Annotated in this window: 7 protein-coding genes; 5 read left to right on the top strand and 2 right to left on the bottom strand. The window is 48.2% G+C overall.

Features of this window, described 5'->3' with window-relative positions:
• Window positions 1-107 precede the first annotated feature (107 nt).
• From OCT58_RS10485 to OCT58_RS09560, 3 genes are all read left to right on the top strand, one after another.
• Window positions 108-731, top strand: a complete 624-nt coding sequence (locus OCT58_RS10485) for a phosphatase PAP2 family protein (RefSeq protein ID WP_368669262.1) — start codon at window positions 108-110, stop codon at window positions 729-731.
• 65 nt (window positions 732-796) lie between these two features.
• Window positions 797-1,465, top strand: coding sequence for a hypothetical protein (locus OCT58_RS09565; protein WP_267202614.1), 669 nt, complete (start codon window positions 797-799; stop codon window positions 1,463-1,465).
• 354 nt (window positions 1,466-1,819) lie between these two features.
• Complete coding sequence (locus OCT58_RS09560) at window positions 1,820-3,292, top strand: amino acid permease (protein ID WP_267202613.1); 1,473 nt, start codon at window positions 1,820-1,822, stop codon at window positions 3,290-3,292.
• Between the two features lie 226 nt (window positions 3,293-3,518).
• Here the strand turns inward: OCT58_RS09560 and OCT58_RS09555 are convergent, their stop codons facing one another.
• Window positions 3,519-4,619, bottom strand: a complete 1,101-nt coding sequence (locus OCT58_RS09555) for an NAD(P)-dependent alcohol dehydrogenase (protein WP_267202612.1) — start codon at window positions 4,617-4,619, stop codon at window positions 3,519-3,521.
• Between the two features lie 135 nt (window positions 4,620-4,754).
• Between OCT58_RS09555 and OCT58_RS09550 the strand changes: the two genes are divergently transcribed.
• Together OCT58_RS09550 and OCT58_RS09545 are read left to right on the top strand one after the other, a co-directional pair.
• The gene (locus tag OCT58_RS09550; RefSeq protein WP_267202611.1) at window positions 4,755-5,654 is read left to right on the top strand and encodes a LysR family transcriptional regulator; all 900 of its coding nucleotides are present in this window, start codon (window positions 4,755-4,757) and stop codon (window positions 5,652-5,654) included.
• A gap of 93 nt (window positions 5,655-5,747) precedes the next feature.
• A complete protein-coding gene (locus OCT58_RS09545; protein WP_267202610.1) occupies window positions 5,748-6,569 on the top strand; it encodes a hypothetical protein in 822 nt (273 codons plus the stop codon).
• A 45-nt stretch (window positions 6,570-6,614) separates the two neighbouring features.
• Here the strand turns inward: OCT58_RS09545 and OCT58_RS09540 are convergent, their stop codons facing one another.
• Window positions 6,615-8,012 (bottom strand): C69 family dipeptidase, encoded by a 1,398-nt coding sequence (locus tag OCT58_RS09540; RefSeq protein WP_267202609.1) that lies wholly within the window; start codon window positions 8,010-8,012, stop codon window positions 6,615-6,617.
• Window positions 8,013-8,141: the final 129 nt, after the last annotated feature.

Below are 8,141 nucleotides of genomic sequence, written 5' to 3'. Positions count from 1 at the left end.
AAATCAATTGGTATCTGAATTCCCGGCCACTTAAATGTCTTAACTGGCGCACACCAATCGAGATCTTCCTGCTTAATTTACGTCATTAAATTCGTTCAAGTTATTTCTTGCAATCTGCCAAAAGTAAAAACTTTCTTAGCAGCGGGATTGCCTGTTGGCTAGTCTTTGGCGTTTTTCTGTGTTCCTATTTAGTTCACGCGCCCTGGATTCAGTTTTTTGATCGGTGGGGCTACCAGCTTCTTCAGCCAACCACCACACTTCGAACTACCATTTACACAGCTATTACCCATTTCGGCGACCCGACGACAGTTTTCATTCTTACCGTTCTCGTTGCTTTAGTATGCTGGTGGCGGCATCGACTTGTCTTGGGCAGTTGGTACCTGGGTACGCAGGTAGTCGGTTATCTTTTGGTAATCGCCGTAAAATACAGTGTGATTCGTCCACGACCGACTCACCAATTGGTGCCAGCCAGGGGCTATAGTTTCCCCAGTGGTCATACTTTTGCAACCACCCTTTTCACTTTAATGATTGTCGCCCTCCTTCGGCCCCACCTTCATCACCGATGGCAGCGGATATTGCTATCCCTTGTAGGGGCCGGCTGGATTCTCGCCGTAATGGCCTCTCGTGTTTACCTTTGTGACCATTATCCAACCGATGTTTTTGCCGGCTTCTTATTGGCAACTGGTTGGTGGTTACTAACTTCTTTAGTCATGTCTCGTACAATAAAATAGTTTTGAAAACGTGTGCGAATTCGTTATAATGGTATATTGGATAAGAAAATTTGGGGGAATACGGCATGAATAATCACTTACATTTGAAAAATTGCCTATTATTATTTTTTACCATTTTAACGCTATGCTTCTTCACTAGTACTGTATCGGCCGATCAAGTGAACAATTCCAATAATTCATCACAAGACACCAGTATTAATCGTGACAGCAGTTCGTCAGCGAATAGCAAAGCCAATACTAAGGTTGCTCCTGAACCAGGACCGGCCCAAGCACAAAAAGCAAGTACAAGTTCTGCAAGTAACAGTGAGGATAATGACAGCGACTCTGCGAAGGTATCAAAGCCGAATAAGAGCGCTAAAACTCAGCAACAACCAGCTTCTTCATCAAGTGATGTCGAAGAGCCCGTCGCAGCTGTAACTAATAATAGCAAACAAAACAGTGACAATGGACAAGTCAAGGTAGCAACCATTTCGACACCTGTTAGCTCTACTACACCAACAAGTACACAAAATAGTTCTTCAAGCAATACGGGAACAGAGTCAAAGTCGAGAACTTTAAAAAGTGTTAAATTAACAACGCCAACAAAAGCAAAAGATATTATCAGTGAAAGTTCCATTGACTCTGCATTGTTACCGCAAACCGGTAATAGTGCAATTGATCTTCTCTTTTGTGGAGGAATGACAGCGTTCTTCCTGATTCCGATCGTCGTATTCTTTAATTCAATCTTTCGATAATCAAAAAGCCACTCTTTTATTGAGCGGCTTTTTTTGTATCCCGAGTATAAAAAAAGACCAGCGAAATTTGTTCACTAGTCTTTTCGTAAGCAGGTAGGCAATCACTACCTGCATTATATTTTAACAGGCTTGCCGGTGGACGGCAATGTTTGTTTTTTGTTTTGTGATTTTTGTGTTAAATTTAGTTAAAGTAAATTAATGCTTCTATAAACATTAGTTGATTAGTTTCCTAACCTTTTAACCTTTTTTGCACAATTATCCCCTTGTTCAACATCACAGCCAATTTATTTCACAAAATACGCCCCGGCTGTTATTAAAAATTACTATAATTAGATAGTAAAGGGAGGTGGGAATATGCAAGCAACTGAAAAAAGTCAGCTCGGTTTTTTAGGACTGGTCACCATTTGTATCAGCGCCATGATTGGTTCGGCTATTTTCGACCTGCCTAAAAATATGGCCACCGTTGCCGGTGCTCAAGCCCAAATGATTGCCTGGCTAACAACCGGCATTGGGATGTGGCTAGTCGCGGAAACCTTCATTATCCTCAGCGATGTCCAACCCGAGCTTAACGGTGGCCTCTACGATTATGGAATTCATGGTTTTGGCCCCCTTGTCGGCTTTCTAACCGCTTGGGGATACTTCGTCGCTAACTGTGCCACCAACGCTGCCTTTGCAGTCCTGGTAATGAACACCCTCAATTACTTCTTCCCGGGAACCTTTACTGGAGGAAACAACTGGCCCGCTGTGATCGGTGCTTCAATTCTTACCTGGGGAATGAGCGCTATTACCCTTCGTGGGACCGCTGAATCAAGCCGCCTGCAGCGCCTGGCTATCTTCTTAATGCTCATTGTTATCACCGGACTGGTAGTCTCCCTTGCTCAGCAATTTGATTTAAGTACTTTTACAACGAATATGGCCGCTCAACTCCGTATCCCTCGCCTGCATGATCAGCCGCTGGGCTCAATTCCCAAGCAAACCCTCGCCACCATGATGATTACCCTCTGGATGTTCAGCGGAGTCGAGGGAGCAGCCGATATGGCCAGCGAGGCCAAAAGCCACAACCTGGTTCGGCGGGCAACGGCGGTTGGGTTCTTTATCTGCCTGGTGATTGATGTACTGGTCAGCCTCCTGCCCCTAGGTGTCTTTTCCTACGGGCAACTACAACGGTTTGCCTCACCTTCCACCGCCCACATCTTGAGCATCATTTGGCACAGCACCTGGGGAAGAACAACCATCGGAATTACTTTAATCCTGACGGTTCTAGCAAGTTGGATCTCCTGGCTAGAAATGATTTGCGAACTCCCTCGCTACGCCGCCGAAAATGACGGCACCTTCCCGAAGATTTTTGCCCAAACCAGTCGACACGGGGAACCACTCTTCGCCCTCCTGCTTGCCACCGTGACCATTCAGGCAATTATCCTTATCGCCCATTATGACGGTCACGCCTACCAAAAACTGCTGGTGATCAGCAGTGCCATGACCATCCCGCCCTACTTGATCGCCGAAGCCTATCTGTTCAAACTGTCCTGGCGTGGTGACTACCCAAGTACTAGTCATCACCACCCGCGGCGCGGTCAATGGGTCAGTGGCCTTGCCTTTGGTTACACTGCTTTAATGGGTCTGTCAGCCGGGATCAAGTACACGGTGGCTGAATTCATTGTCTACGCCGTCGGGTTGCCAATTTACTGGCACGCCCGCCGGCAGCATCCCCAGCTCAAGCTATCCATGTGGGAGCTGGGCCTGATTATCTTGATTATTATCGTTGCCATCTACGGAATTGACGTTCTCTTCGGTCTGATCAAGAAACCGTTTGTTCAACTCTTCTAGACAAAAAAATCCCGCCGCGTTTGCGACGGGATTTTCATTTACGTAATCAAGTTTCTCATCAAATACAAGTTGGAATTTAATTGTATATTGTAATTGTGTATTATTATGCGTCATTTCTGGCAATTTTTCAAGGCCTTTTTGCATATTTAGTCAAATATTTTTGAGTTGTTAGCCAAGCTATTCTAAAAAAACTGGTCCAAGTGCAAGCACTTGGACCAGTTTGCTTTTATTTCTGTTGGGCATTAATCAGCACAATTGGTTTAATTACTGCCCCGCTCTTGGAGCCAGCAAAGGCCTGGTTAATTTCCTGAAAGTCATAGAAACGCACCAATTTATCAAACGGGAACTTCCCTTCCTTATAATATTGGACCAGCTGTGGGATAAACTTTTGCGGTTGACTATCACCCTCAACCATGCCGGAAAGTTTCTTAGATTCTAACAGTAGGTCGCTCATCAAGTCGAGCTCCAACTTGCCGCCAATTCCGACAGCAACACACTCGCCCGCTGGCTGAAGTAACTTAATTGCCGTCTTAATCAGCAAGGAGCTTCCGGTGGTGTCAATTGCATACTTGACCCCATCCGGAAATTCGTCGCACAACTTATCCAAAGGAACGTTATCCGTATTAACCACATCCGTGGCGCCAAGCTCTTTGGCGATCGCCAGACGATTAACGTTTCGATCAATCACGATAATCTGCTTAACCCCGGCAATCTTAGCCCCCATCGCAGCGGCAAGACCGACACCACCGGCGCCAAAGATTGCAAGCGAGTCCGCAGGTTGCGGCTTTAAGTAGTTGAGGACCGTTCCCGCACCGGTTTGGATGCCACAACCAAGGGGGCCGAGAAGGTTGATGTCAACTTCTGGATCCACCTTCACAACACTGTGCTGATCGGCAACGGCATAGGTGGCAAAGGATGATTGGCCAAAGAAAACGTTGACGTCCTGGTCACTAGCAGTGTGCAGGCGGTGGGTACCGTCAAAGTTCTTGCCACCAAAATTTAATTCATTAAAATGTTCGCACATCTCCGGGTGCCCTGCCAGGCAGTTACGGCACTTCCCGCAATAGCTAAAGGAGAGAACCACGTGATCGCCAGGGTGCACATTAGTCACATTGGCGCCCGTCTTTTCAACAATACCCGAGCCTTCATGTCCGAGTACCAGCGGCAGTGGAGTCGTCCCACCATCGCGACCAACCGCATCCGTGTGGCAAACACCGCTGGCGCTGATCTTGATCAGGACTTCATTATTCTTAATCTCATCAAGATTTAATTCTGTAATTTCAAGCGGTTGCTGGGCTTTACTAACCATGGCTGCTTCGATCTTCATCACTAACGCCTCCATTATTTTATCTCTTGTTAACTTTTGAACATCTATACTGTATCATTGAAAGCAATAATTGTAGAGTGAGTAATTTGCCGTATCTACCGAACTTTGATGTTCGCCTATTAGGAGGAATCGGAAATGAATGTCGATCAACTGCGCATGTTTTTAATGGTGACCGAACTCGGCAGCTTTCAAAAGGCGGCCCAACAAGGATACATCTCCCAACGCGCGGTTTCAAAACAGATGCAGCGTCTTGAGAATGAAATTGGGACACCACTCTTTACTAGAAATAAAAACCGAATTCAGTTAACGGCAGCGGGTCGGCTCTTTCAAAAGCGGTGCCGGACGATCCTTCAGCTGATTAATGAGACCAGCGCCGACCTGCATTCATTGGCCGAACAGGCAGCCCCGCAGCTGCGCATCGGCTACTTTTCGCCCTTCGACGCCATTTTGTTGCGGATCGGACTCCAGAAATTAGATACGCCCGTCACCCCGCTGACGACAGAGAAAAGCGTCGAACATCTGATTACCGATGTCTTGATTGGCAATCTCGACTGTGCCTTCATCATGGACGATTATGGCTTCAACCAGCATCTCGCCCAAGCTGGCTTAAAAGCAGTAATCGTGGATAAAGATCAAATGCTAATCGGCGGAAACGAGCAACTTTTGCCAGCGGACCAGGTCACCACCCAAACGATTGTCCAACATCCCATCGTTTATTACAGCAACGAGGAGTCCGACTACCTTCAACGCGCTTTTGTCCGAAGTCTGGGCAAGCTCGGTCGGTCGCTCAACGTTCATCGAGTCTTTTCCTATGAACAAATGCAGATGCAGGTTAGCCTGGGCCAGGCACTGTCCTTTTATCCCGCTAACCTGGTCTCATACCTGGCCAATCCCAGTGAGTCGATTCGCTACCTGCCAATCGCCGGCACAAACACCCAACGTTTTACTTTCAAATTGATTTACCTGCCGACCAACCAGTCACCAGTACTAAAGGATTTCGTTCACGCTGCCCAAATGGACGCAGCGACAAATTAAGACCAGTAAATTTTCCCAACGGACCCATAGCTAATAAATTAATGTTATAATTAAGATGGCGAAAGCGCTTTCTAGCAGAAAGGAGTGGCGACCATGACTCATCGTTTAACAATTACTCAGTTGGCAAATACAAAAATCGGCGGTCACGATCTGCAAGTTTGGCCCAAGGGCTCCTATCCGGCTCCCAAGGATTTCATGACGGTTTCCGAGGATTCGGATGATTTTGGTCTCCTTGCCGATAAGGATGAATCGGTTCCCGCCAGTCTGATTGGGACCGCCCTCGATCTTCTCGCCCGGGATTTGATTATCGGCCAGCACGCAACGGCCTTTGAAAATGCTCAAAAGGGTGCTCGACTTGTCGACCGCCTGCCTGACTTTAACCATCAGGTTGACACTTTGCGTCAGGCAACTACCGGCGCTAAATTTATTAATACCGGCGAGGGTTGGCAAGCTGCCTTTGAGCTCGCCAAGTACGAAGCCGCTTACCGGAGTGGGCATTATGACTCGGCGCCGGTGACGGTCGATCCGATCACCAGTCGGCACTTGCAGATCATGCTGCAGCGGATTAAGGGCTTCTTTGATCGCTATGGCATGCCAACGGTAACCGGCTTCACGGTCGCAAGCACGTCCGGAGCCGTTTACGGGGACGGCGATTACCTGTCGCCGGATTATTTGATGGATCTAAAAGTATATCAGTCATCACCATTAAAGCATGTCGCTAACCGGATCCAACTCGAGCTTTACTATGTCCTCGGCAAAACCAACGAACGCTATCAGGAATTCCAGACCGTCAAGGCCCTAATTCTTTTTAACCCGCGGGAGGATAATACCTATATTCTGGCAGCCGAACGAATTTCCCCAGAAATGATCGAACTGGCAATGGAACGGATCAACGCCGTTCAACTGAATGCATAAAAAAATGCTCGCAGCAATGCGGGCATTTTTTATGCATATCGGAAATTAATAATTCAGGCGAATCTGCAGGGAGCCTGTTTCAACCATTGAACCCAAGCACTTCATTCCCAGTTCATGGGCTTTAGCGGCCGTTTTAGCATTGGCCGCCGCCAGCTTCTTTTGCAGATCTAACCCCGTTAACGCAGCCGCGGTCTGGTCGGTAGTGCGCAGGACATTGCGACCCGCAGCAATCGTGTTTTGCTTCATTTCTTCAATTGCTGCCTCATAGCGTTTTGGGTGATCATCGCCAATCGTGGCCAGAACATGTGAGAGCCAGTACATATTCTTGATGTCGAAGTGCTCCGCCGTGTCGCGGTACTCGGCCGGGGTGTCAAGAACGTTGGTGTAGAACGGTGCCAAGGCGTTGTAAGCGTTCGGCCCTAGGGCCAGCCAGCAGAGCCCGGCCAGCTTTTCGTCCACGTCGTCCCGAATTTGCAGAATGTGCATCTCCGAATTTCGTTGGAAACCAATCGGCCGGAAAGCGTGGCGCTGGGCATCGGTTCCGAGATCGCTGTATGGATCGTAAGGTGTGTGTTGATAACGAGAGCTCAGGGCGTACTTGACGTCCTCGATTGTCAGCAGGTGTTCCGGCTGGCGGGCAAAGGGCAAGTCCGGGTTGTCCGGCTGCTCGATATCGGCCGGGTTAAAGAGCTTTTGAATGTACCACTGCCGTGGAATGTTATAGCGATAATCGGAGTCGTTATGGCTGCCAAAGATGTGGCGCAGGTTATAGTCGGTCCCGCCGTCGATGTTTAAATGGTTTTCGGTAATCATTTGTTCCAGATCCGCGGAAGCCATCGTATCAGGCGATTGAAAATCAAAATCGGTGATGGCAAACCAATTTGGTGCCACGGCATAACAGTCGTCCGGAATTCTCTGGGCTGCCCAGTGGTGACCACCGATCGTCTCCATGTACCACACCTCGTCCCGATCGGAAAAGGCGACCCCGTTAGATTCATAGGTACCGTACTTCTCTAAATACTGGCCCAGCAGCTGGATTCCTTCCCGGGCGGAGTGAATATATGGCAGGACAATCGTGACGAAGTCTTCCTCACCGATTCCCTTCTTTACCAAGGGGTCAATCCCGAGGACGCGCGGGTTGGTCGTGCTGGTTTCGGTTGCGGACATCGTGACGTTGGCGGCATTGATGCCGGCCTCACCCCAAATTCCCATTTTCTTGGCCACCGCTGGAATTTCTGGAACCGCGGTGTAACGCTGCGGATTATCCGGCAGAGTCAGCTTCAGTTGATTGGTGACCGACTGATATTCCCGTGGCTGCTTGTCTGGAGTAACAACGATGAAGCGTTTCGGATTGAAGGCGTGGCCGAAGTCCTCATTGCGAGCCACTAGGGTTGAACCGTCGGCCGTCGCCTTTTTACCAGCTAAAATTGTTGTACATGGCATGCTAAGATCTCCTCGTATTCTATAAATATATCCTTTCGGATTTTGCTACTATACAACTTGTTTTCTGGTCACCGCATGATAACCTCTAATTATCATTGGCTTTGGTCAACTGGTATAGGTTAAATTCTC

The organism is Limosilactobacillus kribbianus, assembly GCF_026413145.1.
Classification (GTDB): Bacteria; Bacillota; Bacilli; order Lactobacillales; family Lactobacillaceae; genus Limosilactobacillus; species Limosilactobacillus kribbianus.
This window is presented reverse-complemented; position numbering and strand designations above follow the sequence as displayed.

What these genes read in the sequence shown, in the direction of transcription:
- OCT58_RS09565 (WP_267202614.1), top strand. Translation starts at nt 797, where the DNA reads ATGAATAATCACTTACATTTGAAAAATTGCCTATTATTATTTTTTACC.
- OCT58_RS09560 (WP_267202613.1), top strand. Translation starts at nt 1,820, where the DNA reads ATGCAAGCAACTGAAAAAAGTCAGCTCGGTTTTTTAGGACTGGTCACC.
- OCT58_RS09555 (WP_267202612.1), bottom strand. Translation starts at nt 4,619, where the DNA reads ATGAAGATCGAAGCAGCCATGGTTAGTAAAGCCCAGCAACCGCTTGAA.
- OCT58_RS09550 (WP_267202611.1), top strand. Translation starts at nt 4,755, where the DNA reads ATGAATGTCGATCAACTGCGCATGTTTTTAATGGTGACCGAACTCGGC.
- OCT58_RS09545 (WP_267202610.1), top strand. Translation starts at nt 5,748, where the DNA reads ATGACTCATCGTTTAACAATTACTCAGTTGGCAAATACAAAAATCGGC.
- OCT58_RS09540 (WP_267202609.1), bottom strand. Translation starts at nt 8,012, where the DNA reads ATGCCATGTACAACAATTTTAGCTGGTAAAAAGGCGACGGCCGACGGT.